Annotated in this window: 21 protein-coding genes; 2 read left to right on the forward strand and 19 right to left on the reverse strand. The window is 61.8% G+C overall.

Annotated features, from left to right (window positions below; translation table 11 throughout):
• Positions 1-40: 40 nt before the first annotated feature.
• The 4 genes from QMK33_RS07935 to QMK33_RS07950 all read right to left on the reverse strand — a co-directional run bounded on the left by QMK33_RS07935 (position 41) and on the right by QMK33_RS07950 (position 4,662).
• On the reverse strand, positions 41-1,075 hold the full coding sequence (locus tag QMK33_RS07935; protein ID WP_283564036.1) for an AAA family ATPase: 1,035 nt from the start codon (positions 1,073-1,075) through the stop codon (positions 41-43).
• 214 nt (positions 1,076-1,289) lie between these two features.
• Complete coding sequence (locus QMK33_RS07940) at positions 1,290-2,627, reverse strand: DUF4350 domain-containing protein (protein WP_283564037.1); 1,338 nt, start codon at positions 2,625-2,627, stop codon at positions 1,290-1,292.
• A gap of 11 nt (positions 2,628-2,638) precedes the next feature.
• Positions 2,639-3,712, reverse strand: a complete 1,074-nt coding sequence (locus QMK33_RS07945) for a glycosyltransferase family 4 protein (protein WP_283564038.1) — start codon at positions 3,710-3,712, stop codon at positions 2,639-2,641.
• 113 nt (positions 3,713-3,825) lie between these two features.
• The gene (locus QMK33_RS07950) at positions 3,826-4,662 is read right to left on the reverse strand and encodes a DUF4129 domain-containing protein (protein ID WP_283564039.1); all 837 of its coding nucleotides are present in this window, start codon (positions 4,660-4,662) and stop codon (positions 3,826-3,828) included.
• 38 nt (positions 4,663-4,700) lie between these two features.
• On the opposite strand from QMK33_RS07950, the gene QMK33_RS07955 reads away from it, so the two are divergent.
• Entirely contained in the window at positions 4,701-5,705 is a 1,005-nt protein-coding gene (locus tag QMK33_RS07955) for an IS701 family transposase (protein ID WP_283564040.1), read from the forward strand.
• A 15-nt stretch (positions 5,706-5,720) separates the two neighbouring features.
• Here the strand turns inward: QMK33_RS07955 and QMK33_RS07960 are convergent, their stop codons facing one another.
• Positions 5,721-6,761: a hypothetical protein gene (locus QMK33_RS07960; protein ID WP_283564041.1), complete on the reverse strand. Its 1,041-nt coding sequence runs from the start codon at positions 6,759-6,761 to the stop codon at positions 5,721-5,723.
• Positions 6,762-6,803: 42 nt separating this feature from the next.
• Positions 6,804-7,754, reverse strand: a complete 951-nt coding sequence (locus tag QMK33_RS07965) for a stage II sporulation protein M (RefSeq protein ID WP_283564042.1) — start codon at positions 7,752-7,754, stop codon at positions 6,804-6,806.
• A 96-nt stretch (positions 7,755-7,850) separates the two neighbouring features.
• On the opposite strand from QMK33_RS07965, the gene QMK33_RS07970 reads away from it, so the two are divergent.
• The gene (locus tag QMK33_RS07970) at positions 7,851-8,630 is read left to right on the forward strand and encodes an RDD family protein (protein WP_283564043.1); all 780 of its coding nucleotides are present in this window, start codon (positions 7,851-7,853) and stop codon (positions 8,628-8,630) included.
• Between the two features lie 188 nt (positions 8,631-8,818).
• Here the strand turns inward: QMK33_RS07970 and QMK33_RS07975 are convergent, their stop codons facing one another.
• The 13 genes from QMK33_RS07975 to QMK33_RS08035 form a co-directional block, all read right to left on the reverse strand.
• On the reverse strand, positions 8,819-10,318 hold the full coding sequence (locus QMK33_RS07975; RefSeq protein ID WP_283564044.1) for a RagB/SusD family nutrient uptake outer membrane protein: 1,500 nt from the start codon (positions 10,316-10,318) through the stop codon (positions 8,819-8,821).
• 12 nt (positions 10,319-10,330) lie between these two features.
• Positions 10,331-13,585, reverse strand: coding sequence for a SusC/RagA family TonB-linked outer membrane protein (locus tag QMK33_RS07980; protein WP_283564045.1), 3,255 nt, complete (start codon positions 13,583-13,585; stop codon positions 10,331-10,333).
• A 383-nt stretch (positions 13,586-13,968) separates the two neighbouring features.
• On the reverse strand, positions 13,969-15,993 hold the full coding sequence (locus tag QMK33_RS07985) for a DUF4394 domain-containing protein (RefSeq protein ID WP_283564046.1): 2,025 nt from the start codon (positions 15,991-15,993) through the stop codon (positions 13,969-13,971).
• A 297-nt stretch (positions 15,994-16,290) separates the two neighbouring features.
• Entirely contained in the window at positions 16,291-17,838 is a 1,548-nt protein-coding gene (locus QMK33_RS07990; protein WP_283564113.1) for a carbon-nitrogen hydrolase family protein, read from the reverse strand.
• Between the two features lie 278 nt (positions 17,839-18,116).
• Positions 18,117-18,785 (reverse strand): 3-oxoacid CoA-transferase subunit B, encoded by a 669-nt coding sequence (locus QMK33_RS07995; protein WP_283564047.1) that lies wholly within the window; start codon positions 18,783-18,785, stop codon positions 18,117-18,119.
• A gap of 116 nt (positions 18,786-18,901) precedes the next feature.
• Entirely contained in the window at positions 18,902-19,600 is a 699-nt protein-coding gene (locus tag QMK33_RS08000) for a CoA transferase subunit A (protein ID WP_283564048.1), read from the reverse strand.
• Positions 19,601-19,751: 151 nt separating this feature from the next.
• Positions 19,752-21,008 carry a carboxypeptidase-like regulatory domain-containing protein gene (locus QMK33_RS08005; RefSeq protein ID WP_283564049.1) on the reverse strand — a complete coding sequence of 419 codons (1,257 nt, stop codon included), beginning with the start codon at positions 21,006-21,008 and terminating at the stop codon, positions 19,752-19,754.
• 36 nt (positions 21,009-21,044) lie between these two features.
• The gene (locus tag QMK33_RS08010; RefSeq protein WP_283564050.1) at positions 21,045-21,995 is read right to left on the reverse strand and encodes a bifunctional riboflavin kinase/FAD synthetase; all 951 of its coding nucleotides are present in this window, start codon (positions 21,993-21,995) and stop codon (positions 21,045-21,047) included.
• A gap of 27 nt (positions 21,996-22,022) precedes the next feature.
• Positions 22,023-22,916: a tRNA pseudouridine(55) synthase TruB gene (truB, locus tag QMK33_RS08015; RefSeq protein ID WP_283564051.1), complete on the reverse strand. Its 894-nt coding sequence runs from the start codon at positions 22,914-22,916 to the stop codon at positions 22,023-22,025.
• 59 nt (positions 22,917-22,975) lie between these two features.
• The gene (locus QMK33_RS08020) at positions 22,976-23,806 is read right to left on the reverse strand and encodes an undecaprenyl-diphosphate phosphatase (RefSeq protein WP_283564052.1); all 831 of its coding nucleotides are present in this window, start codon (positions 23,804-23,806) and stop codon (positions 22,976-22,978) included.
• Positions 23,807-24,025: 219 nt separating this feature from the next.
• On the reverse strand, positions 24,026-24,370 hold the full coding sequence (locus QMK33_RS08025; protein ID WP_283564053.1) for a DUF3098 domain-containing protein: 345 nt from the start codon (positions 24,368-24,370) through the stop codon (positions 24,026-24,028).
• Between the two features lie 146 nt (positions 24,371-24,516).
• Positions 24,517-25,401 (reverse strand): cell division protein FtsX, encoded by an 885-nt coding sequence (locus tag QMK33_RS08030; protein WP_283564054.1) that lies wholly within the window; start codon positions 25,399-25,401, stop codon positions 24,517-24,519.
• Positions 25,402-25,681: 280 nt separating this feature from the next.
• Entirely contained in the window at positions 25,682-26,440 is a 759-nt protein-coding gene (locus QMK33_RS08035; protein WP_283564055.1) for an ATP-grasp domain-containing protein, read from the reverse strand.
• Positions 26,441-26,473 lie beyond the last annotated feature (33 nt).

The following is a 26,473-nucleotide window of genomic DNA, read 5'->3' on the forward strand; positions in this document are numbered from 1 at the left end:
AACCTCAGCGGTAACTTCCCGAACATACCCCCAAAAAACTCTACCGCGGTACCTCCACGCTCTGCACAATGGCTCGCACTACCTCATCGGCCGTGCCGCCCTCCATTTCGCGCTCGGGCGTGAGCATGATGCGGTGGCGCAGCACCGGCGCGGCCAGAAACTGCACATCCTCGGGCGTTACGAAGTCGCGGCCGCGCAGGGCGGCCAGGGCCTTGGCCCCGTTGAGCAGCGCGATGCTGGCGCGGGGCGACGCGCCCAGGTACAGCGCCTTGTGCGCCCGCGTCTGGCCCACGATTTTGGCGATGTATTCGAGCACGTTAGCCTCCACGCGCTGCTGGCCCACTTGCCGGCGCAGGGCGGCCAGGTCCTCGGCCGTGAGCACGGCCTGCACCTTATCAAGCGGCGTGCCGCCGAAGCCGGCGTGGTGGCCCTGGAGAATCTGGATTTCCTCAGCCAGCGTGGGGTAGCCCACGTTCAGTTTGAAGAGAAAGCGGTCGAGCTGGGCCTCGGGCAGGCGGTAGGTACCTTCCTGTTCGATAGGGTTTTGCGTGGCCAGCACCACGAAGGGCGTGGTCATGCGGTGGGTGGTGCCGTCCTGGGTTACGGTGCGCTCCTCCATCACCTCAAACAGGGCCGATTGGGTCTTGGCGGGGGCGCGGTTGATTTCGTCAATCAGCACCACGCTGGCGAAAATGGGGCCGGGCCGAAACTCGAAGTCGCCCTGCGCCGGCCGGAAGATGCTGGTGCCCAGCACATCGGCCGGCATGAGGTCGGGCGTGAACTGGATGCGGCTGAACGGCACGGCCAGCGTGCGGGCCAGTAGCTTGGCGGTGAGGGTTTTGGCCACGCCGGGCACGCCTTCGAGCAGCACGTGGCCATCGGCGAGCAGGGCGGTGAGCAGCAGCTCCAGCAAGTCTTGCTGGCCCACTATTACCTGGCCTATCTGCTGGCGCACGGCCTCGGTGCGGGCCGTGAGGTGCGAGAGGTCGGTGCGCGGGGCCAAGGCGGGCTCGGGGGCCGCCGCGGTGGCGGGCAGCTGGTTGTCCGACGGTGAAAAAGGCGTTTCGTTTTCCATTACTAAAAGGGCCGGGTGGGCCAGTAGGCTACTTAAAAAATTGGGGCGAAGCGACGAAACCAGTGTGCCAGTGGCCTAACTTGCCGGCCCGCCAACGGCTCAAACAAGCCGAAAAACAACGAAAAAAGCCCTTTTAAACATCATAAAGGCACTTTATTAGAAAAGTACAATTCACGAAAAAGGCCATTTCCCGGCACAGTGCAAAAGTTGATTTTCACCGTGATTCGTGCTTGAAATCCTGGATGGCGCGGCTCAAAATAAGCAGTTCGCGGTCGGTGACGGCGGGGGCGGTGCGGGCAAAATTGATGAGCCGCACCAGCTCATCGACGCGGGGCCGGGCCACGCCCGACTTCTGGCTGAGGCGCTCGCGGAAGTCCTCATCGGCTAGGTTGGGCGCGGGCTCGTGGAAGCGGGTGCGCAGGTAATCGAGGAACAGCGCCGTTTTCTTTTCGGCAATGCGCGCGTGGTTGCGCCCCTGCTGGTAGAGGCCCGCCACGGTGCGCGTAAAAAGCAGCGTAGTATTGGGCAACGGCTTGATAGTGGGGATGATGCGCTGGCGGCGGCGCGCCTCCACCAGCACGAATAGCAGCCCCGTGAGCAGTAGCAGGTAGTAGGCCGTGCGCAGGGCCGGGTGGGCCATTACCACGCGCAGCAGCGACTGCTCGCCGGCGCGGCCCTGCTTCTGGTACTCGTCCCACCAGGCGGGGTGGCCGGCGGGCAGGCAGGAGAGCGCCGCAAACGCAAAGTCGGCGGTGCGGGGCCGCAGCACCCAGTAGTTGCCAAAGGCCAGCGGCACCGAGCACAGGTAAAAATGCCCGCGCCCGTGGTCGAGGCGCAGCAGCACCGGCCGGCCCTGCTTATCGGCGGCCAGGGTGGCCCCGCGGTGGGCGCGCCGCGCCGTGAGGGCCAGCCGGTAGCTGGCGGCGGCCGGACTGAACCAGAATATTGGGCTGCCGGGGCGCAGCAGGTGCAGCGCCACCGAGTCAGCCCGGCCCACGCCGGGGGCCAGCATCCGCGTAAACGAGGAGTCGGCGGGGTAGGTGCGGAAACCCAGCGAATCGGCCAGGGTGGGGCCGCGGCTGGTGCGCTCGAAGCTCTCGGCCGCGATAAACACGGTGTGGCCCTGTGCCACGAAGCGCAGCAGGGCATTGGTTTCCAGCGAGCTGGCGGTAAACTCCTGATTGATAAAGATGTACTGCGCCTGCGTGTTAGTCAGGGGCAGGGCGGCTGCCTCCAGCGCGGCAGCGGCCTGGTCGTTGGCGGTATCGGCCGAGTCGTTGTCGAACGTCACGTTGGCGGGCCGGCCGCCTTGCAGCCGGGGCTCCTCACTGCCCAGCAGCTGGTTGTAGATGGGCTGGCGCACGCTGGCTACCGAGTCGGTGCCCAGCACCTGCGGCAGGGCATCGAAAAGCACGAAGGTGCCGTACGGAATCTTGTCCTTGCTGCTGAGCGAGGGCGACCAGTCGAGCGGCTTGGGGCGGTAGTATTCGAGGGCCACGTAGGCCCCAAACAGCAGCACCAACCCCACCAAATACCAGCGAAAAGTAGTCACGTGCGAGAAGGTTAGCGGCCCAGTAAGTCTTGATAGATAGACAGATAGTCGGCCGCGGCCTGCGCCCAGCTGAACTGCCCGGCCTGCGCCTGGGCCTCGGCGGCGCGGGCGGGCGAGTGCCGGGCCAGCCCCGCGGCTAGCGCCCGCCGCATGGCGGCGGGCGCAAAGTCATCGAAGTAATACGCCGCCGCGCCGCCCACCTCGGGCAGCGAGGTGAGGCGGCTCAAAAACACGGGCTTGCCCAGCTGCATGGCCTCCACCACGGGCAGGCCAAAGCCCTCAGCCAGTGAGGGTTGCAGGTAGGCCTGGCAGTGCTGGTAATACCACGTTTTGTCGGCCTCGCTGATGCCGGTGAGCACCGTTACGCGGTCGGCCGCGCCGGCCTGCGCGGCGGCCGACCGGATGGCGGCCACGTACTCGGCCTCGGCAAAGCTGCCGGCAATAACCAATTCATTATCAGTATCTTGCAAGAGGGTGGGCAGCACGTGGTAGTTCTTCTTGGCATTGATGGTGCCCAGGGCGAAGAAAAACGGCCGGCGCGGCACGTAGGCCGGCGCGTGGCCGGCGGGCAGGGGCGCCAGGGCCTCTACGCCGCGCCGCACGTAGCGCAGGGGCTGGCGGCCGGTGTAGCCCAGCAGGTCGGCGTGGCGCAACACGTCCTGGCGCACGAAGTCGGAGATAGTAACCAGGTAATCCGCTCGTTTGATGTTGCGGCGCACCATGGCCAGCTGCCGGGAGTAGGTGCGGGTATTGGGCTTTTCGTGCAAAAAATTGAGGTCGTGAATCGTGAGCACCACCTTGGTGAAGGGGCTGGTGGGCACGTACCAGCTCAGCTGCGAGGTGGCGTGCCACAGCTGGTAGCCGTAGCTAGGCGGGTTGAGGTACTTGTGGAAGCTGCGCTGCGTGAGGTAGCGCACGCCTTGCCGGCCCAGCCCGCCCACCTCCCGGGGCGGCACGTAGCAGGTGAGCTGGTAGCGGTGGTTTTGGCGAATGAGCTCGTGGGCCAGCGGCACCACAAAGTGGCTGAAGCCACTGTTGCGGTCCTTCAGCGGCTCACAGTCAAGCAAAATTCGGGGAAGCGACATTTGGTAAGCTAATAGCTAATAGCTAATAGCTGCTAGCCGTTAGCTTTTATTATTGATAAACAGGCAGTTGTGCGGAAAGCGATGACAGTTTTGAACGTGAGCAGCGCAAAAAATCAGGCGGGTTGGGCGCGGGCGCCGCTCAATTGCTGGCTCAGTCGGTGCTGGTCGGCGCGCACGGCCTGGTAGCTGGCGGCCGACACCGGCAGCTCGCCGTACCAGCTGTAGGCAAACTGCCGCGTGAGCTGGGCAAACGCCGGGTGGGCGGCCGGGTAGCTGGCGGCCAGTTCGAGCAGGTAGGCCTGGTTGGTTTTGTCGGGTTGCCAGGCGATTAGGTCGCGGTCGGTGAGCTGCTTGAGCAGGTGCAGGTAGCCCAGGCGCCCGGCCAGCCGCAGGTTGCCGGTGGCCTCGGCCTGGGCAATGGCCTCGGCAAAGTTCAGCTCGTGAATGTTCTCCTGGCTGGTTTCGTAGGCCAGCGGCGCGCGGCGCGGCGCGCGCCCAAACATCCGCGTAATATCTACCTGCAAAAACTTGAGCACTGCAAAAACCACCCCCGCGCCCAGCAGGCAGTAGAAGATGGTGTTCCAGGCCACGCGGCCGCCCTGGGTGCTTTGCAGGCCGCCTACCTGCCGCAGCACCCAGCCCAGCAGCCGCTGCCACCAGCTGGCCGTGGCCGGCTCCTCGGCCACCTCGGTGTACTGAAAATCGCGCTGGCCGCGCAGCTCGCGCAGGCGCTCGGCGGCGGGGCGGCGCACGGTTGCGGGGGCCGCATCGGGCGGCAGGGGCGGGGCCGTGGCAGTATCGGCCCGCGCCTGGGCCAAGCGGCGCAGCACCGCGGGCGGCCCCTGCGCCCGGGCTGCCGGCGGGCCACTGGCTGCCAGGGCCAGCAGGAGCAGGGCGCGCCGGCCGCGTTTGGCTGAAATATTGATGTTACGCAAGTAATTGTTAGTCATAGGACTTACGCAAAAGCTGTAACTTGAAAGGAAAAGCGATGAAAGTGACCGCGCAACTTTACGGGCAGTTTTTGGTGAGCAGCCAAGTCAACTACACAGGCACGTACCTGGCCGACCATCTGGAGGGCCTGACGCACGACAATGTGCGTTACTTCCTCAAGACCAGGCGGTTCACGCCGCGCCAACTCTGGCAGCAGGTGCGTCCGCAGGTGGTACTGAGCCAGCGGGGCTACGTCTTGTTCGACGACACAGTGCTGGATAAGCACCACAGCCGACGCATCGAACTTGTTCGCCGTCAGTATAGCGGCAATGCCCACGGCGTGATTGCCGGCATCGGCCTGGTCACCTGCGTGTACGTCAATCCGGAAACCGACCAGTTCTGGCTCATTGACTACCGCCTCTTTGCGCCCGATACCGATGGCAAGACCAAGCTCGACCACGTGGCCGACATGCTCGGCCAGTTGGCCCCGCGCGGCATTCTGTACCGCACGGTGTTGATGGATAGTTGGTACGCCACCACGGCCCTGTTCAAGTGGCTGCTCAAAGCCGAAAAAACGTTTTACTGCCCGCTGAAAAGTAACCGCTTGGTGGACGATTCCGGTGGCCAGCAGCCCTACCAGCCCGTGGGCTGCCTGAGCTGGTCGACTGCGGAAGTGGCGGCTGGCAAAACCCTGAAAGTGAAGGGCATGCCGAAGGAGTGCAAGTTGAAACTTTTCCGCGTACTGGTGTCTCCCCACCGGACGGACTACCTCCTGACCAACGAGGTAGCGCCCCGCGCCACGGCCGCTGCCGAACAAGAAAGCAGCGTTCGCTGGACGATTGAGCAGTTTCACCGCGAACTCAAGCAGCTCACCGGCGTGCAGGCCTGTCAGTGCCGGCTGGCCCGCAGCCAGCGCAACCACATTGCCCTGGCCGTGCGGGCCTGGACCCGGCTCAAACAAGCTGCCTACCAGACCAAGCAGACCGTCTATCAGCTTAAACAAGGCTTTTTGGATGCGTATATGCGGCACGAGTTGATACAGCCAGTACTGGCTTTTGCGTAAGTCCTAAGTCAATAATTAATACTCACCTTCTTCTTCGGGTCGGTAGTAGCCCGACTGCGCCACCGGCGCGGCCTGGGGCTGGCCCAGCTGGTCCACGAGCAGGCGCAGGCCGCGGCCCTCGCGCTTCTCGACCAAGTTAAAATACTGAAACACCAGCGCCAGCATGGGCAGCGTGTAGGTAATGACGATGCCCACCGCGTAAAAACACTGGGCTATCAGGCCCAGCACGTCGGAACCGAGGCCCGGTACTTGCAGCATCTTGCCAAACGTAACGGCGTACTGCGGAATGGCGAACACCACGGCCAGCATCGATTGCAGAAATGTGGCTACCAGGATGAGCCCAAACGTGGCCCACCAGCGCCCCCGAATCAGCTGAAAGCACCGACCCACGCTCGCAAATACGCCCCGGTCTTCAAACCATAGTACCGGAAAAAATAAGCTCATCGCGATGGATGCATAAATAATCAGGAAGTAGAGTACTGGTATCAGCAAAAACCCCCAGGCCAGCCCCGACGAGCCGGTGCCCAGTAGTTTGCCGATGCCCACGGCCCCGCCCACCAGCACCAGCACGCCCACCACCAGCGCCACGTAGCCGCCCACCAGCAGCCCGATAATGGCTAGCATGCGGCCCAGGCGGGCGCGCAGCTCGGCCCACACCTCGCGGGGCGTAACGGGCACGGCGGCCGGCAGCCGCAGCCGCGCCCGCACGTAGCCGTGCACCGTGCCCACGAGCAGCAAAAACGCCAGCAGGCCGCCCAGCATAGCCAGCCCCAGCCCGCTAAAGCCCGCTGCGCCGAACTGGTCAAACGGGTTGGCGGCCCTGGGTACCACCCCCGCCCGCTGGGCGGCCACGGCGTGCCCAGTAAAGTTGAACATGGTGTTGGTGAAGATGCCCAGCCCAATGCCCATGAGCAGCGTGCCTGGCAACACAAAGTAAACCAGGCACTTACCCAAAGGCCGCCAGTGCGCCCCAATAAAATCGAAGGCCGCCGAAATCTTAGCGCCAAAGTCGCGCTCTTGCCAAAAGTCGGCCGGGCTGGTAAAAGTATTCTTCATAGAGGCTGGTAAAAAGCTGGGTGTGAATAACTTGTTGATAACTTAGGCGGGGCGGGCCAGCCGCTGCACCCGGCGCGGGTACACGCCAAAGTACCAGCCCATAAACGCCGCCGAGCCGCCGATGATGCTGAGGCTCAGGGCCAGCGGCATTTCGGTGTGGCGCGTTACGAAGCCTTCGAGAAAGGCGGCCACCACAATGATGGGCACCAGGCCCAGGGCCAGCTTCACGGCGTCGCGGGCGGCGCGGGCCAGCGACTCGCGCCGCGAGTAGGTGCCCGGAAACAGCAGCCCGCCGCCCAAAATGAAGCCCGCCCCGCCGGCCAGCACAATGCTCGGGATTTCGAGCGTGCCGTGAATCCAGATGGTGAGCAGCGAGGGTAGCAGCACATGCTGCTGGTAGAAAAAATACTGAAACGCCCCCAGCATCAGGCCATTAGCAAAGAGCGAGTACAGCGTGCCCAGCCCCAGCGTGAGGCCCAGGGCAAAGGTGCGCAGGGCCACCAGCAGGTTATTGGCGGCAATGCCCACAAACATGGCCGCCGAGCCGCCCGACTTATAAATGGCCATGGGGTCGCCGCGCCGGATGTTGGCCAGCGTCTGGTTCACGTAGTCGTCGCCGAGCACCACGCGCAAAAAATCGGCGTCGTAGGCCGCCGACAGCACCCCCAGCGCCGTGAACAGCACAAATAAGCCCATGGCCCAGGCCAGCGCCACTTGGTGCCGGGCCACCACCAGCGGCACCTCCACGGCCCAAAACTGCGCAATGCGGCGCGGCTGCTCGGCCTTGTTGCGGTACAGCGACTGGTGCAGGCGGCCAGCCAGCGCGTTGAGGTACGCCGCGGTATCCGAGCCGGGGTAAAAGGTTTGGGCGTAGGCCAGGTCGTCGGTGAGGGCCACGAAGCGGGCGGCCAACTCGTCGGGCGTGGCGGGCGGGCGGGCGTCGTACTGCTGCCAGCGCTCCTGGTTTTGACGCAAAAAAACGGCTTCGCGCATAAGTTGGCGGGGTTAGGGCCTAAAGGTAGGCAGCGGCCGAATACGCACTTAGCTGGAAAGGCGTATTTTTCGGCTCATTCCAGCATAGCGGGCTTTATGGCAACCATTCGCATTCACACCACCCAAAACGTTACGCTCGAATATGAGGTGGCCAGCATTGGCAGCCGCATCGTGGCCACCATTCTCGACTACCTGATACTGCTGGCCTGGAGCGGGCTGTGGCTGGTTATCGCGCTTGCCGTAGTCCTGGCTACCAGCGGCAAGGGTGGCCACAGCAACCTCAGCTACCGCAACCCGGCCGAGCTGCTGGGGGTAGCCCTGGCCGTGCTGCTAGGCATTATTATCGTGGCCCCGTTTTTCTTCTACAACCTGGCTTGCGAGATATTCTTCAACGGCCAGAGCCTGGGCAAAAAGGCGCAGCACCTGCGCGTGGTGCGCCTCGATGGCACCGCGCCGCGCCTCGGCGACTACTTTCTGCGCTGGCTGCTGCGCATCGTCGATTTTGGGTTTGGCTACGGCGTTATCGCCGTTGTCACCATCGCCCTCAACGGCAAGGGCCAGCGCCTCGGCGACCTGGCCGCCGGCACCAGTGTTATCAGCCTGCGCGCCCGCCCCGGCCCGCTGGCCGACCTGGCCCCGCCCGCCGCGCCAATAGGCTACGAGCCGGTGTTTGCCCAAGCCGCCGACCTCAGCGACCACGACGTAACGCTGCTGCGCCAGCTGCTGGGCCGCGGCCTGCAACACGAAAACCACCTGCTGCTGCACGAGACGGCTACCAAAATAAAGCAGCTGCTGCACGTGAGCAGCGACCTGCCCGATGAAGCCTTTCTGCGCACCATCCTGCGCGACCATGCCCACCTGGTAACGCAGGCGTAAGTATTTGGCTGTTAGCTGCTAGTCTTTCTGCTTAGGACTTACACCAAAGCGTTTGTCATTGCCGCGCTCCACTGCGTTGCGCTCGCAATGACAAACGCTTTGGTGTAAGTCCTGGCCAAATACCCCAACTAAAAAAGGCTTACCCACACGTGGGTAAGCCTTTTTGCTTGAAGCGCGAACGCTACTTGCTAGTTGCGGGTCATGGCCTGGTTGGTAGCCAGCTCACTGGCCGGAATGGGCCACACGTAGAGCGAGTTGTTGGGCTCCACGGTACCCACCGGGCCTTTGCCCGGGATGGTGGCGTTGAGGCGCATCAGGTCGTTGTTGCGCAGGCCTTCGCCCAGAAACTCGATGCGGCGCTCCAGCACCAGCGCATCGGCAGCGGCGCTTGCCGAGCCCAGGCCAGCAGCCGTGTAGGCCGTAGCCCCCGAGCGGCTACGCACGGCGTTGAGCAGCAGCAGCGCCTGGGAGTCGACGTTATTGGTAGAGCGCACGCGGGCCTCGGCCAGGTTCAGAAGCACCTCGGCGTAGCGGATAACCGGGGCCTTATCGGTGTAGGGCGTGCCGGTGGGGTACTTCTTGAGGAACGTTTCGGTACCAGACTTTACCACGAAGTTGGTGCGGCGGGCATCGGCAGTTTCCCAGCGGGTATCGACTACGAGGCCCCCAGCGGTGGTGTTCAGGCCATATTCACCATTGCCGCCCAGGGAGGAGGGTAGGTAGTAGTAGGCCAGCTGGTTTTGGGTGCCGGGTGCGTCCTGGGCCGTGAAGGGGAAGGACATAATGCTCTCGGTAGTTTCCTGCGGCGTGGCAAACACGGCTGCTACCGAAGCGTTGAGCGCATTGGCTACGCCCGTAGCAGCGGCAAACGGGGCCGTGGCCGGCACTATCTTATTGGCTTCCGTAATAACGTCGGCGTAGCGGCCCATGCTCAGGTATACCCGCGTTTTGAGGGCGATGGCCGTGTTGCGGTGCGCCCGCGTCACGTTCAGGGTAGTGGCCGTGGCACCGTAGGTCAGGGGCAGGTTTTGCTCGGCAAAGGTGAGGTCGTCCAAAATCTGGGCGTACACCTCGGCTACCGTGCTGCGGGCCAGGTTGTTGTTGTCGGAGCCGGTTTCGCCCTTCAGGCGCAGCGGTAGGCCCGGGCGGGTGCCCCCGCCGTCGGTATAAGGCCGGGCGTAGAGCTGAAGCAGCGAGTAGTAGCAGAGGGCCCGCAGCAGCCGCGCCTCCCCGCGGTAGTTGAGCACCGTGGCGGCGTAGGTGCTTGGGAACGTGGGCACTACGAACTTGCTGGCATTGGCATCGAGGCCGGCCAAAAACACATTGACCTGGTTGATAGCCTGGTAGCCGTAGGCCCAGGCGTTGGTCACGTCGTTCTGCGACTGCTCAGTCTCGGTGTGGTTCCACACGCTGAGGCCCGTTACGGCGTTGGACATCCGGTTGAGAAAGTCGTTGGCCCGAATGTCGCCGTAAATCTGCATCCGGCCCCCCAGGAAGTTGCCCGTTTTCACGAAGCCATACAAGCTGTTGACCTGCAAGGCAATCCGGTCGGGTGAGCTGAATACCACCTGGTCCGAAAACTGAATCTGGGGCGTGGGGCTCAGTAAGTCGTTCTGGCAAGAGAAAGTGCCAAGCGCCAGCAGGGCGGTGCATACTACGGCCGTAGTCTTTTTTAGTGCGAATTTCATTATAGAATACGATTAGAAGCCGATGTTGAAGCCTGCGGTATAGGTGCGAGCCTGACCTACCGAGTTGCGGTCAACGCCCGCGCCCGTGTTGCTGGCCCCGTTGGTGGAGATTTCGGGGTCGATGCCCGAGTACTTGGTCACCAAAGCGGCGTTTTGCACCTGCACATACACGCGGGCGCTGGCCACGCTCAGGCGGCTGAGTAGGGTGGAGGCGAAGGTGTAGCCCAGCTGCACGTTGCGCAGGCGGGCAAAGTCGCCGCGCTCCACGTTGGATGACATAATCAGGGCCGAGCCGTTCGACACGTTGTCGCCATACACCACGCGGGGGTAGGTGGCGTTGGGCGTTTCGGTGGGCGAGGTCCAGTGGTTCTTGATATCCGAGGCATTGTTCCAGAAGCGCTGGTCGTGCAGGCCGGCCTTAGTGCCGTTGTAGATGTAGTTGCCCCCCGAAAACTGGATGAACACGCCCAAATCCAAGCCCTTGTAACGGAAGGTATTATCCAGGCCGCCGTACCAGGTAGGCAACACGGGGCCGTAGTACAGGCCGTCGCCGAGCTGCGTGGGAGCCGTGGTGTTGGTGCCGTCCGATACCTTGGTCCAGCCCGTCGAGCCGGCACCGGTGGTGCCCTGGTAGTTGTACTGCACCAGGGTGCCGTCGAGCTTTTTGATGATGCGCTGGCCGTTGGCGGGGTTCACGCCGAGCGACTGCACGGCCAGGATTTCGCCCACCGAGTGACCCACCTGCGTGTAGTTTACCGTTTCGAGGCCCGAGGTAGCCGTGCCAATGGCCGGCTGCCCCTCGTAGGCCAGCGACCGGATGCGGTTTTTGAGCGTCGTGATGTTGCCGCTCACCGTCCAGGTAAAGGCTTTATTCTGGATGGCGTTGAAGCGCAGGTTAAACTCAATGCCTTCGTTCGACATGGCGCCCACGTTGGCCGGGATGGTGGTGCCCACGTTGGCGGGGCCGGGGGTCGTGCTGTTCGGAATGCCCTTGGAGGGTGCCTGCGGCACGTCCAGAATCAGGCCATCTACGAGGTTGTGGTAGTAGGCGAAGTCGCCCGTCAGGCGGCTCTGAAGCAGGCCAAACGAGAGGCCAACATCCGTCTTTTTGCTCACTTCCCAAGTCAGGTTGCTATTACCCGCGCTGGCATAGTAAATGCTGGCATTGGCGCCATAAAGGCCCGAGCCATAGGTTTGGAGCGAGGCAAAGTCGGCAATGCCCTGGTTGTTGCCCACGCTGCCGAAGCTGCCCGTCACCTTTAGAAAGTCAACTACCCGGCCCACGCCGGAATTTTTCCAGAAGTCTTCCTCCGACACGGCGTAACCCACCGAGGTGCCGTAAAAGTTACCAAATTTCTTGGCCCAGGCCGAGTAGCCGTCGCGGCGCACGTTAAAAGTCAGCAGGTACTTGCGGGCGTAGTTGTAGTTGACGCGGCCGAAGAACGACACCAGGTAGCTGGTGCCCTGAAAATTGCCCGCCGCCGCAATGTTGGTATAGTTGCCTTGGAAGGTAGTGAAGAAGGGGTCGGCTACCTGGGTGCGGGTGGCACCCCAGCGCAGCACGTCGGTTTTTTGCTGCTCGTTGCCAAGGAGCACCGACAGGTTGTGCTTCTCGTTGAAGGTATGGTCATACTGCAAGGTGTTCTGCCAGTTCCAGCGCTTATTGGTGCGGAAATAATTGCTGGCCGAGCCGCCGGTCGAGAAGCCGTCGCCGGCAATGGCGGTGGCAAATGACTTGTCCTCAAACGAGATGTTGTCGATACCAAACGTAGTGCGCAGGCTCAAGCCCTTGATAATCTCATAGTTGGCATACACGCTACCCTGAATGGTATTGTTCTCCGACGTAAAGTAGTTGTTGTCCAGGTCCACTACGGGGTTGTAGTAGCTGGGGAACAACGGTGCTTGCGTGGGGCTAGTGGGGTTGATATTGGCCCCCGGTCCAATGCCGGCGTTACCTCCCGGCACGAATAGGCCTGCGTTGTAGTTACCGTCGGCGAGGTAGGGTGCAATGTTGGGGGGCAGCACCAAGGGCAGGCGGCCCAGGCCGGCCGTGCCAAAAGCGCCATCGGCTACCGAGCCCGAGTTAGGGGCGGCGTTGCGCGAGTTGGAGTAGTTGAAGCGCACGCCCGTAGTGAAGCGGTTAAACAGCGTGTGGTCGACGTTGAGGCGGGCGGCGTAGCGGCGGAACTCATTGTTTTGCAACATGCCCTTCTGGTTCGAGTAGTTCACCGACGTGTAGTAGGTGGTTTTGTCGGTGCCGCCCGAGAAAGTGAGGTTGTGGTTGGTCGAAACCCCCGTGCGGTAGATGTAGTCGTACCAGCGCGTGTCTACTGGGCTGCCGTTGGCATCCAGGGTGGGCTTAAAGCTGCCTTCGTTGTTGGTGGCGGCTGCCCCAATGGCCCGGCGGTTGGCATTGAGGTTGCTCACGGCCTCGTTCTTAATGGCCATGTAATCGGCTGCGTTCAGCACGTCGTATAGGCGCACGGGCTTGGTCACGCCCACCCAGGTATCGTAGGAGATGTGGCCCTGGCCCTTTTTACCGCGCTTGGTGGTTACCAGAATAACGCCGCCCGCGGCCCGCGAGCCGTAGATGGCCGTGGCCGAGGCATCCTTGAGCACGTCCACGCTCTCAATGTCTTCGGGGTTGATGCTGGCGAGCGGGTTGTTGGGCACGTTGCCCACGGCCGAGTTATTGCCCGAGTAAGTGGGGATGCCGTCGATAACGAACAGCGGCGACGAGCTGAGCGAAATCGAGTTCACACCCCGGATGCGGATAACGGGCGGGTTGTTGAGCACGCCGTTGGGCGTGGTGATGTTCACGCCCGGCGCGCGGCCCTGCAAAGCCTGGTCGAAGCTTTGTACCGGGGCCGTGGCAATCTCCTTGCCCGAGATGGTAGCCACCGAGCCCGTAAGGTCGCGGCGCGACTGCGTGCCGTAGCCCACTACCACTACCTCGTCGAGGCCGGTTTCGGTGCTTGCCATCGCTACGTTGATGCTGCTCTGGTTGCCAATGGCTACCTGCTTGGTGTCGTAGCCTACGTAGGAGAAAATGAGGGTGGTGGCCGTAGTCGGCACCGATAGGTCGTATTTACCGTCGGCATTGGTGGAGGTGCCCAGGCTGGTGCCTTTTACCAGTACCGTAACGCCCGGAATGCCTGCACCATCGGCCCCGGCTACCGTGCCCGATACCGAGCGGTTCTGCGCCCGTAGGTCAGTGGCCGTCAGCGCAAAGACCAGTGAGAAAAACAAGAGTAAGAGTTTCTGCATGAGTAGGTTTTGTGAGCGTTAAGTGAAAACTGACTCGGCGAATATACTGGCGTAATTCGCGCATCTGCACGCATTTTTTTTGAATAACGGTCTTTTACTAAGGCTTTTACGGTAGGTGGTGTTAAGTAACAAATTGACTAACAATAAATTGATACCGAAAAAATCAAATTTGCATTAAGTGATGAAAAAAATTACTCGCTACATGAGTAAGCAAACACCTGCCAATGAGGCGCTATTAATCAGGGCAGAGCCAGGTATTCTAACGCCGTATTTGGAGTCTTTTTTGGGGCGCGTTGGGTAGCCAGGAACGCATTAGCCCACTAGCAAGGCCGGCCCCACCCGGGGCCGGCCTTGCTAGTGGGCTATATTTTTAAGCAGCGGTGCTATTCGGTGAGCGCCACCTGGCGGGTGCCAGCGGCCTGGCCGTCGAAGCTGAGGCGGAAGAAATAAAGGCCGGCGGCCTGGCCGTGGCGGCTCCAGCGCAGGGTCTGGGGGCCGGCGGCGAGCTGGCCGGCATCTACCTTGTCCACGGTGCGGCCGAGGGCGTCACTCACGATGAGCTCGACGCGGGCGGCGCGGGGCAGGCCAAAGCTGAGGCTGGTGGTGCTGGCGGCCGGGTTAGGATAGAGCGTGAAGCTGGTAGCCAGCTCCGTAGCGCGGCTGGACGTAACCACGCCGGTAGCGGCGGCAATGGCAATGTCGCGGGCGGCTATGCCGTTGCCGATGGCCCCCACCAGGGTTGCGGCCCCGGTGGTCAGGTTCACGGTGTAGAGCGACGTGTTGGCCGAAGTGCCGGTGCTGGCCACCAGGTAGGCCGTGTTCGTGCCAGCCACGGTGCTGTAGATGTCGAGCGAAACGGTAGGCGTAGCGGCGTTCACCGTGATGCCCGAGGCACCTACGGTCGTCAGCTGGCCGTCGGCGGGTGGGTTGGTGGTGGCCTGGGTATTGAGCAGGTTCAGCACCTGGTCGTAATTGTAGAGCGTGGTGGCGGTAGTGCCGCTGAAGCTATTGGTGTAGGCTACTGTGCCAATGGTGGGCGTATTAGTACCCGCAGTATAGGCCACCACCCCATCGGTGAAGGCTAGCGCGCCGGTGATGGGGTTGAGGCGGTAGTTGGTGCGGTTGGTCCCCACCACCCGGATGCGGTCCACGGTCGGGTTAAAGTCGAAACCCACGTTGCCCGTGCCCAGCTCCAGGCGGATAGCCGTGCCGATAGCAGAAGCCACGCCCGTCACAGCGTTAATAGTGTAAATCTGCGAGTTGGCAACGCCGGCGGCGGCCGTGGCATTGTAGCCCAGGGCGTAGAGCGCGTTATTGAGCGGGCGCACATCCATACCCACCAGGGTCTGGGCGGCATCCACCCCCGTAATGCCCGTCGAGGTGCGGATGGCGGTGGGCAGGGCCGTGTCAAACGTGAGCAGGTTGGTGCCGGCCAGGGCGTAGGCCAGCTGGCCCGTGATGGCCGGCAGCGTGGCCGGGCGGGCAATGGCGAAGGCAATATCCGTAACCAGGGTACCGGCCGGGCCCACGGCTCCTACGGCTACCATATTGGCCCCCGTAATAAAATCGAGGGTGTAGAGCTGGGTAGTGGCGGCGGCGGCGGTGCCGGTCGCAATGGTGAGGTAGGCCGCGTTGGCGCTGGTAGTAGGGTTGAAATAAATATCCAGGTCGGTGGCCAGGGCCGTGGCCGTATTCACCGTCAGGGCCGTGCGGCTGTTGAGCACGCCATCGTTGGGCGGGTTCTGCACCGTGTAGAGGCTTTTGGCCTCGTCGATGTCATAGAGCACCGTGGTAGTAGCCCCAATGTAGGAGTTGCCGTAGGCCACCGACCCGATTACGGGCGTTTGGCCCGCGTTGGCGTCGGCGGGTACTACCGGAGTCGCCGTGGGGTTGCCGGGGTTATAGGCCAGGTTGCCATCGGTGAACGCCAGCGCGCCGTTGTTGGGGTTGAGGCGATAGTTGGTGTTGTTGCTGCCCGTAACCCGGATGCGGTCCACGGTGGGGTTAAAGTCGAAGCCAATTCGGTTGGTGGTCGTGCCCAGGTTGAGCGTAGTGAGCGCGGCACCTACGGCGGTCAGGGCACCAGTGGTAGCGTTCAGGCTGTAAAGCTGCGACTGCGTGCCGGTGGGGTTGTAGCCCAGCGCAAATAGCTGGCCCGTATTGGGGCGCGTGTCGAGCCCCACCAGGGTTTGGCCGGCGGTGAGGCCCGTAACTGGCAGCGTAGCCGTGAACGTACCCGGGGCCGTTGCGCTGAAAGTTACCAGGCTAACGGCACCTGTTGTAGCCACAGAAAGGCCATAAACGGTTTGGGCGGCGGCGGGCAGGGCAGTGGCCCCGGCCAGTAGTAAGCCCAGCGCTAAGCCGCGGCGGGTAGCTGCTCCAAAATCGAAAGTAGAGAGTGCACGCATGAATTGATGAGAGGAGTAAAGGGTGAAAATCAATAAGTTGCCTAGCTCATTGAGCTTAGATTGAAGCCACTTACGCCAAAACATACGCACTTGGATGAACTATTTATGAATTTTAATCCCAATTTAATCACCCGCCTTTCGGCCCCTCCCAGCGCTGAGCCGCGGGCCGGCGTCGTTTTTTGAAAGCTACCCGCACAGTGTGGGCCAGGCGAAGCGCCTGAACATAGAAAAAGCACGTCAATAACTGCGTGAATCAGCCTGACGTGCTCTTCTAAAAGTGGTTATTACCGTGCTTACCTAGTTGGCTGCGGGGGCCTTGCGGCGGCTGGGCCGCGCGGCGGGCTGGCGCTCCTCGCCCTGGGCCAGCAATTCGTCGTCGCGCTCGGTTTTCTTGGGTATCCAACTCACGCCATAGAGGTCCTTGCGGCGGTCGCGCAGGTTGCGCACGGCGCCGCTGGTGTTCAGGTCTTTAAGTAAGTCAAGGTCGAGGTCAGCGATGAGGGTCATCTCCGTATTGGGCGTGGCCTCAGCCACGATGGCATCGTGCGGGAAGGCAAAGTCGCTGGGGCTGAACACGGCCGACTGCGAGTACTGAATATCCATGTTCTCGACGCGCGGCAGGTTGCCCACCGAGCCCGTAATGGCCACGTAGCACTCGTTTTCAATGGCCCGGGCCTGGGCGCAGATGCGCACGCGCTGGTAGGCGTTCTTGGTATCGGTCCAGAAGGGCACAAACAGGATTTTCATGCCCTCGTCGCTGAGAATGCGGCTCAGCTCCGGAAACTCCACGTCGTAGCACACCAGAATGCCGATTTTGCCAAAATCGGTGTCGAAACACTTAATTTTGTCGCCGCCCCGCATGCCCCAGTAGCTGGCCTCGTCGGGGGTTACGTGCAGCTTGTACTGCTCGTCCACGGTGCCGTCGCGGCGGCACAAGTAGCTCACATTGTAGAGCTTACCATCTTCATATACCGGCATCGAGCCGGCAATTACGTTGATGTTGTGGCTCACGGCCAGCTCCATCATACGGTTTTTGATGGGCTCGGTGAAGGCCGCCATGCCCCGGATGGCTGCCGAGGCTGCCTTCTCGCCGGTGAGGGCCATCATGGGGGCGTTGAAAAACTCCGGAAACAGCACGCAGTCAGCCTTGTAGCCGCTCACGGTATCCACGAAGAACTCGATTTGCTGGAAAAAGTCTTCCAGGCTGGCCGTGGCTCGCATTTGCCACTGCACAATGCCGATGCGCACGTTCGACTTCTGGTTGCCGATGAGCTTGTCAAATTCCTCATCGTAGTACACGTTAATCCACTCCAGCAGCGTGGCATAAGCCTTCGACTCCGAGTCGTAGGGCAGGTAGCCGCGAATGATTTTACGCACGTAAAACTCGTTCGAGAGCTGAAACGTGAGGATGGGGTCCACGAGCTCCTTGTTGCGCACCATCTCCACGTACTTGGCGGGCGTCATGTCGCTGGCGTAGGCGGCGTAGCCGGGAATGCGGCCGCCGGCCACCATGGCGCGCAGGTTGAGGCTCTCGCACAGCTCCTTGCGGGCATCGTAGAGGCGGCGGCCCAGGCGCAGGCTGCGGTACTCGGGGTCCACAAACACGTCGACGCCGTAGAGGGTGTCGCCCTCCGAGTCGTGGGTATCAAACTTGCCGTTGCCCGTGATTTTGGCGTAGGTATGCTTGTCACCAAACTTATTGTAATCCACGATGATAGCCAGCGCGGCGGCCACCAGGCGGCCGTTGTCCTCAATGCCAATCTGGCCCTCCGGAAACTTGCGAATGAGCGCTGCAAACTCGTCGGCGGCCCAGGCGCCTTCCATGTTGGAATACACCTTGTCCATTATTTCCTCGATGGCCTTAAAATCGGAGCGGCGCAGCTGGCGCAGCACCAGCTTGTGGGCTGGCACGGCGGTGGGCGTGAGGCGCTCATCGAGGGTGGGCTTGCCGTTTTTTTTGTGGTGGGCGCCGCCAGGAGCGGCCTTGGTGCTAGCAGAAGTAGCCATAAATACGGGTAGAATCAACAAAAAATAACTGGCCAACCGCGAGGTCAGCCAGTTAGTTAAACCACGTTTAGCCCAAAAAGGATGCGCCGGCCCGCCAAGCGGCCCTTTTGCGCGGGCTACACGCCCATCATTTCGGGCACTTCGTCGTCGGGCACGGGCACCACCAGGCGGCCGGCGGTGGCGGCCCGTATCTGGGCTACCGACACGCCGGGGGCGCGCTCGCGCAGCACAAAGCCGTCGGGCGTCACGTCGAGCACGGCCAGCTCGGTCACTATTTTTTTCACGCAGTGCAGGCCGGTAATGGGCAACGTGCAGTCGGATAATAACTTAGAAGAGCCGTCGCGCGCCACGTGCTGCATGGCCACAATGATGTTCTTGGCCGAGGCCACGAGGTCCATGGCGCCGCCCATGCCCTTCACCATCTTGCCGGGGATTTTCCAATTGGCGATGTCGCCGCGCTCGCTCACCTCCATCGCGCCCAGGATGGTGAGGTCCACGTGCTCGCCCCGAATCATGCCAAACGAGTCGGCCGACGAGAAGAGCGACGAGCCCGGCAGCGTGGTTACCGTTTGCTTGCCCGCGTTGATGAGGTCGGGGTCTACCTCGCTTTCGGTAGGAAAAGGGCCCATGCCGAGCAGCCCGTTTTCGGATTGCAGCTCCACGTCGATGCCGGCCGGAATGTAGTTGGCCACCAGCGTGGGAATACCGATGCCGAGGTTAACGTAGGAGTTATTCTGTACTTCTTGCGCGATGCGCTTGGCGATGCCGTGTTTGTCGAGTGCCATCTTATAGGGTCATCCTGAGCTTGCGAAGGACCTTTTCACGCCCCCGCCGCATAGTTGTTAATTCTGCCGAAAGCCGCCGTGATAAGATGCTTCCTTCGTCAGCAGGACAAGGCTTGTTAGGACGTGCGGACGGTGCGCTGCTCGATGCGCTTCTCGTAATCTTCGCCCTGAAAAATGCGCTGCACGAAGATGCCCGGCGTGTGAATCTGGTTAGGGTCGAGCTCGCCGGCGGGCACCAGCTCCTCCACCTCGGCCACCGTGATTTTGCCGGCCGTGGCCATCATGGGGTTGAAGTTGCGGGCCGTGCCCTTGAAGATAAGGTTACCGGCGGTGTCGCCCTTCCAGGCTTTTACGAAGGCAAAATCGGCGGTGAGGCCGGTTTCGAGCAGGTACATCTTACCGTTGAACTCGCGGCTTTCCTTGCCCTCGCCCACCTCGGTGCCGTAGCCGGCCGGCGTGTAAAAGGCCGGAATGCCCGCCCCACCCGCCCGGCAGCGCTCGGCCAGCGTGCCCTGCGGAATCAATTCTACCTCCAGCTCGCCGGCCAGCAATTGCCGCTCAAACTCGGCATTTTCGCCCACGTAGCTCGAAATCATCTTGCGCACCTGCCGCGTTTGCAGCAGCCGCCCAATGCCGAAATCATCGACGCCCGCGTTGTTGGAAATGCAGGTGAGGTCCTTCACGCCGAGGCGCAAAATCTCCTGAATGGCGTTTTCGGGGATGCCGCAGAGGCCGAAGCCGCCGAGCATCAGGGTCATGCCATCGGCCAGGCCCGCGAGGGCGGCCTGGGCGTTGGCTACAGTTTTGGTTATCATGGGTGGGAAAGGGAAGCCGGGGACTGGTAATTCACGGGCAAAAATTCACCTATTTTTTCGAAATCCCCGGTAGTTTCGTTAGGGTGTACGGCTGGCAGGTAGCGTAGGTAGCTTTTATTCGGGGCGGCACGGAGCATAGCCTGCGACGGCGTTAGGGCGTTGCCTTGGTAGCAGTAACAGCCGCCGCCGGGTCGTAGTCAAACGGCAGAAACTCGCCAATTTTTTCAAAGCCCCAGTACTCGCCGGTCGACACGGCCGACGAGTTGCGCAGCGAGCCGTTGGGCTGAATCTCGGCCTCGCGGCCCTGCAAGCGGATGCGCGATACCTGGCGCTTGGCCGGGTAGGGCGACTTGCGCGGCTCGGGCCCGATGGTGGACATGGCCTGGTCGTAGCGCGGGTCGGGGGCCTCGCCGAAGTGGCACACTTGCAGCTCCTGCGTGAAGCGCAGGTAGGTGTGGCGGCCATCGGCCGACACGTAGCGCACGCTGTCGATGGGCCGGGCCGTCGGGTAGAGCGTGGCTACCACCGGGGCCGCATCCTCCCACTTGGTGAGCGAATCGCGCTCGGCCGAGGTGAAGTTGCCATCGGCCCGGCGGCGCTGCAAGCGACGGCGCAGGCTATCGGTGAGCTCGAAGCGGCGGTTGGGCACCAGGCGCACCTGCTGGGTCAAAAAGCCGTCGGCCTTGAGGCGGTTGTTGTACACGCTGCGCAAAAACTGCCGAAACGAGCCCGTGTAGGCCGCCACGCGGTTCTGCTGCCACTGGCGCTGCTGGGCGGCATCGCGCGGCGTCATTTCCTCAAATACCGGCTGGCCGCTGAAGCCAACAAAATCAGTATCAGGGTTATAGGTGAAAAACATGCCGAAGTACTTGAGCCGGTAGCCCAGGGCCTGGTTCTCCACTTGCACAAAGTTTTTGGCCGAAGCCGTCAGCTCCTTGGTCGAGTCGTTGGTGTACACCACGATGTCCCGGGGGTTGGTAATCTCGCACTGCTGCGAAAACGTGCTCTGACCAAGAAACAGGTCACTGAATTTCTTATAATCCTCCGGCCGGTGGGCGCTGGCTTGCACCACCACCTCTTCCAGCTGCGGCCCCGACGAGCCGAGTAGTATCGTTATTTCCTGCGGCGCCTTGGGGTTGGTGACGGTGACCACCTGCTTGCCCAGGCGGTAGCCCACGTAGGAGCCTACCACGTCGTAGGTGCCCGCCGGCACCTTGAGAAACTCAAACTGCCCCTGCTCGGTGGTGGTGGCCCCGAGCGTGGTATTGGCCAGAAACACGCTCGCAAACGCCAGCGGCTGGTGGGTAACCGAGTCTTGCACCACGCCCGTAATGCGGCCCTGCGCCTGGGCCCCGCCCGCCAGCGCCAGCCAGCAGCCGACCACTAAAATAAATTGTAATACCTTCATTAATAATAAGTTAGTTCAGTGCGAAAAGCGGCGGCCCTATTGGGCCAGCGCCGCGCGGGTAGCCAGCGCATCGAGCGCCAGCTGCGCCGTGAGGGCGGCGAGGCCATCGTATTTTTCCTCGCCCCGCAGCCAGGCAACGAATTCCAGGGTCAGTAATTGCCCGTAGAGGTCGCCGCTGAAGTCCAGGATATTCACCTCAATGGTCTGGGCCAGGTCGGCCCCGATGGTGGGCCGCACGCCAATGCTGAGCATACCGGGGTGCCGCGTACCGGCCGCCGTAGTCACCCACACCGCATAGATACCCAGGGCCGGCACCAGCTTTAGTTTATCGCTAACGTGCAGGTTAGCAGTGGGATAACCAATGGTGCGGCCGAGTTGCTGGCCCGTCACCACCACGCCCGTGAGTGGGTACTCGTAGCCGAGGCAGGCGGTGGCGGTGGCCACGTCGCCGCCCCGCAGCGCCCGCCGGATGAGGGTGCTGCTCACACCCACGGCGTCCACGTCCTGACGCGGAATTTCTTCCAGCGTGAAGCCGTAGCGCCCGGCATTTTGGCTGAGGTAATCGAAGCCGCCCTCCCGGTTTTTGCCAAAGCGGTGGTCGTAGCCAATCACTAAGTGCTTGGTATGAACCGTTTTAAGTAATAGATCCTGGATGTATTCCTCCGAGGTCCACTGCGCAAATTCGCGGGTGAAGGGCATCACCAGCAGGTAATCGACCCCAAATTCGGCCAGCCGGGCAATGCGCTCCTCCAGCGTGTTGAGCAGCTGCAATTCCAGCAGCTCGGGGTGGGAGGGGGGCGGCCCCAGCACCAGGCGCGGGTGGGGCCAGTAGGTGATAACCACGGCCGGGCCGCCCACCGCATCGGCCACCTGCCGCAGCCGCCCCAAAATGCGCTGGTGCCCCCGGTGCACGCCGTCGAAGGTGCCGCTCGTAACCACGGCGTTGGCAAGGGGAGGGAATTCGGCGGGGTCGGTGATGACTACCATGAATCGCAGATTACGCAGATTTTGGGATTACGCAGATTCGGACGATTGGGGCGATTCGGAGTGCTGCGCGGCATCTGCTGAATCTGGGGCCGGGGCCGGCGCTGCCGGGGCTTCCGGCTGATTTTCGGCCTGCTGGCTGGCATAATATTCGAGGCCCACGCGGGCTACTTTGAGGCGTTCGCGGCGGGGGCGCTCGGGGCGGTCGGCGGCGCCTTCGGCCTCGGGGCGGGGCGGGCGCAGGGCCTCGATTTGGGGCACCGTCCAGGCGTCGGCCAGGCGGTGCTCGCCGATGCGGGTGCGCACCAGGCGCGTGAGGTGCGCGCCGCAGCCCAGCGCCCCGCCCAGGTCGCGGGCCAGGCTGCGGATGTAGGTGCCCTTCGAGCACACCACCCGAAAGTCGATGTCGGGCAGCGCCACGCGCGTCAGCTCAAATACCTTAATATCAACGGTTTTCGGCTTGATAACGGCTTCCTCGCCCTTGCGGGCCAGCTCGTAGGCGCGTTGGCCATCCACTTTCACGGCTGAGAATACCGGCGGTATCTGCTCGATTTTGCCCACGAAGGTGGCCACGGCCGCCCGTATTTCGGCCTCCGTGAGGTGGGCGTAGGGCTGCTCGGCATCCACGGGCGTTTCGAGGTCGAAGCTGGGCGTGGTCTGGCCCAGCCGGAAGGTGCCTTCGTACTCCTTTTCCTGCGCCTGAATGAGGTCTATCTCCTTGGTTTTCTTGCCGGTGCACAAAATGAGCAGGCCGGTGGCCAGCGGGTCAAGGGTGCCGGCGTGGCCGATTTTGCGCGGGCGCAGCGTGTTCTTCACCTTGCGCACCACGTCGAACGACGTCCAGGTCAGCGGCTTATCAAGGAGGAGTACCACCCCTTCTTCTAAGCTTTTAGCTGATAGCTGCTGGCTGTTAGCTTCTTGCATACTTTATACTATAGCGGAAAAGCCAACAGCTACTAGCCATCAGCCAACCGCTCAAAAAATTATACCAACTGTAGATTAAGGCCCATCCCAATCATGAGCAGCAACAAGCCGCCCACAATAATGCGGTAAATACCGAAGGCCCGGAAACCGTATTTCGCCACAAAGCCCACGAATAGCCGGATGGCCAGCAGCGCCACCACAAAAGCCACCACGTTGCCGAGCAGCAGCAGCTTTATTTCTTCGCTCGAAAACAAGTGCCCCAGGTCAATGCCCTGGGCATGAGCCTCTTTGTAATAATCATAAATGTCTTTTACCGCCGCTGCCGCCATGGTAGGCATGGCCAGAAAAAAGGCAAATTCGGCCGCCGCCTTGCGCGTGAGCTTCTGGGTGAGGCCGCCGATGATGGTGGCCGCCGACCGGCTCACGCCCGGCACCACGGCCAGGCACTGAAACAGGCCAATTATAAACGCCTCCTTGTAGCTGGGATTCGTGACGGGGTGGCCGCCCGCCTGCGCTTCTTCCTGCGGAAACCACTTATCCACAAACAGCAGCACGATGCCGCCCAGCAGCAGCATCACGGCCACCGTCGTTACCGATTCGAGCAGCGCGTCGATGTGCTTTTTGAGCAGCAGCCCCACCACCACAATGGGCATAAAGGCCGCCAATAGCTTGAGATAGAAGTCGATGCTCTGAAAAAAGCGTTTCCAATACACCACCAGCACCGACAAAATAGCCCCGAGCTGGATGACGACCAGAAATAGCTTTACAAACGGCGTAGCCTCCATACCCAGTAGCTTGGAGGCGATAATCATGTGGCCGGTGCTCGACACGGGCAGGAATTCGGTGATTCCTTCCACAATGGCGAGCAGCAGCGCGTGCCAGTAGGTCATTTCCTTGTAATTAGCTAAAAATCAATATTATATACCGTCCGTCCTTGCGAGCGCAACATTCTGCGCATTAAGCAGAGATGGAGCGCGGCAATATTTCCTGGTCGTCATTATCACTGGGTTAGTAACCCGACCGTGAAGGAAATATTGCCGCGCTCCATCTCTGCTCAATGCGCAGAATATTGCGCTCGCATTGACGTTTTTTGGCTGACTGCCAACTGCTTAGCTGGGGCGCTTATAAGCAGGCCGGGCCGACGTGGCGGGCGGCACAATCACTACTGGCGTGGCCAGCGGCTGGGCAGTCACCACGGGTGGTGCGGCCACGACGGGGGCCACCGGCGCCAGCTCGCCCGGATTGCTGCGCACCATAATGGCGGCAAACTCAATCACGAAGCCCACAAACAGCAAAATCGGCCCCAGGGTGAGGCCCAAAAAGCCTTCGCCATACTCGGCCTTGTCGAGCATCATGGTGATGAAGCCCGCGGCCAGCACGGCCAAGCCCAGCCACATCAGGCGAAAATTGCGGGGGCCAAAGGCGAAGCGAGGAGTGGCAGAAGTTGGTTGCATAAATGATAATTGACAAAAAAACGTCATGCTTACCTGTCGTCCGCACAGTGAAGCATTTCGCACGGGGTAGTAACTCAGTCGTTTTAGCGAAGCGAGCAGGGAGCTTCGGCAAGCGGACGCCAGGTAAGCATGACGTTCTTTTTGGCCTAGTAGAGTTCGTCGAGCGAAACGTTGAGGTATTTATTAACGGCCCAAAACGAGCTGAAAAAGCCGATGGCCGTACCCAGGCCCAGCACGCCGGCCAGCAGCAAGCCAATGAGGTAGTCGTCGCGTAGCAGGCGCAGCTGGGTTATCTCATAATACGCGTATTGCAATAGCACCAGCAGCACCAGCGCGGCCAGAAAGCCGCTGGCAAATCCCTGCCAGGTAGCGCGCCGGATAAACGGCTGCTTGATAAAGAACCGCGTAGCGCCCACCAGTTGCATGGACCGGATGAGCAGCCGCTGCGAAAACATGGCCAGCTTAATGGTATTGTTAATCAAAATGACTACCACCACCACCAGCACCGCCGCGAAGCCCACCAGCAGCAGGCTCACCCGCGCCAGGTTCTGGTTGATGCTGGTAAAGAGGCTCTTAGGATACTGCACCTCAAACACGCCGCGCATTTGGCCCAGGCTGCGGCCCAGCTGGCGCAGGCTGGCGGTATCGGTGTGCGTGGGATTGACCTTGAGCACGTAGGCATCGCGCAAAGGATTGTCGTCCAAGAAGTTGTGAAAGTCCTCGCCGGTGGTTTCGAGCAACTGGCGGGCGCCTTCCTCCTTGCTCACGAAGCGCACCTGGGCGCGGCCCGCTTTTTCGGCCACGTAGGGCTGGTGCTCCAGGTCTTGCTGGAGGCGCAGCAGTTCGGTTTCGGGCAGGTTGCGCTCCAGATATACCTGTACTTCCAGGTTTTCGCGCACTGTCTCGCCCAGCTTGTGGGCGTGGAGTAGCAGCAGGCCAAACAGCCCGATAACCACCAGCGCCAGCGTAATGCTGAACACCACCAGTAGGGTAGGATAGGAGCCAAGTGTCTTTTTGCGGGGCCGGGCCATAGGGGGCAAAGGTACGCTTGGCTTTAATTGGGAAGGAAGAATTAAGGAGTGAGTATTGCTGCCTTTCGCATTCTTACTGCCTAAGCGGTGTTTCCTCGCCCGCCACGCGTTAGAAAATGCCATGCGGCGAACGGCGGCCCCGACGCCTGCGAGCCCCCGACGCAGAGGCGGGCTTTGTGGCGAAAAGGCCCCAGTCTATGATTGAGCACAGGAAATTTGCCCTTACTGCGGGCCAGCCGGGCTGCAAGAAAAGGGGTGCCTAGGGCCAAGGCCCGGGTTGCTAGTAAGTAAACTGATAGGGGTCGGGTTGCCCCATTAATTCGTGCCAGCGGGCGCTGATAAGCTTGGCGTAGCGCAAGGCGTTGAGCCCGTAGTGGCCCAGGGCGAAGCCATCGTTGCACTCCACCACCAGGGTGCGGCCGTCCGAGGTCACGCCAAAATCGAGGCTGCACCCGGCGGGCTTGGTAGTCCACGCGGCCAGGGCGGCGCGCACCACGGCGGGGTCCGGAAAAAGGTCCCAGCGGCCACGGTAGCCGCGCAGGTCGTAGAGCTGGCCGTGGCGCACAAACCCCCGCCACTCCGACTCAAACGCTACTACTTCGGAGCAGCTAACGGGCTGGTCGTAGTTTTGAAAAGCGGTGCCCTGCAGGTCGTGGGCCGTGCGCACTACGCGCCCGGTAAAGCCTTTCTGGGTGGCAGACTTCACAAAAACGGGCCACGTTTCGGGCTGGTTAGCCACCTGGGAAAGGACGGTAGACCAGATGCGCCGGCCGTAAAAAGCAGCTAGCTCCGCCGGGTAATCGAGGGGCGGCGGCGGCGACAGGCCCAGCTGAGCGAAGGCAAACGCCGCGTCGCGGAGATACCCCACCACCATATCGCCCGGCCCCAGCTGGGCTTGCAGCTCGGGAAGCGAGTCGAAAAACCGCACTTCGCAGCCCAGCTCCTGAAAGCCAGCCAGCGCGGCATAGCCATTTTCGCTGGCCGGAATGCGCAGCCCCAGCACCTTGTCGAAGCGAGTATGAATATGGACCGTAAACATGGGAAAGTCAGCCGGGTGTTGAAAAGACAGCTG

The sequence above is a fragment of the Hymenobacter sp. H14-R3 genome (assembly GCF_030063445.1).
Classification (GTDB): Bacteria; Bacteroidota; Bacteroidia; order Cytophagales; family Hymenobacteraceae; genus Hymenobacter.